This is a genomic window from Cobetia sp. SIMBA_158, assembly GCF_046566945.1.
Classification (GTDB): domain Bacteria; phylum Pseudomonadota; class Gammaproteobacteria; order Pseudomonadales; family Halomonadaceae; genus Cobetia; species Cobetia amphilecti.
The window spans coordinates 1-341 of sequence record NZ_JAWJYL010000137.1 but is presented as its reverse complement, the minus strand read 5'-3'; the positions used below and the strand labels follow the sequence as shown (position 1 = coordinate 341).

1 protein-coding gene is annotated in these 341 nt (G+C 38.1%); it reads left to right on the top strand.

The window, feature by feature from the left end; all coding sequences use genetic code 11:
* A partial coding sequence (locus R2R70_RS19320; RefSeq protein WP_410978797.1) for an ATP-binding protein occupies window positions 1–341 on the top strand: 341 nt, incomplete at both ends.

Genomic DNA, 341 nt, shown 5'->3' with positions numbered 1-341 from the left:
TAAAGTTTACAGAAAAAGGTAGTGTAAAGCTGGACACGTTTTTAACCAATATTGACGACGCTTTGTCACTCACTATTACCGTGACTGACTCAGGCAGAGGGATGACTCCTGAATTTCTTAAATCGCTATTTTCACCATTTACGCAAGAAGTCGATGCTAAAAATACAAAAGGCGGTACAGGTCTAGGCTTAGCAATTGTAAAAGAACTTGTTCAGTACATGTGCGGTAAAATTGAAGTCAGTAGCGAAATTAATAAAGGCTCTACATTTTCAGTTTATATCCCTATAACCCGAGGTGAAGAGCAAGCACTTGAAAATAAACCGCTCGCTAACATTGATTTA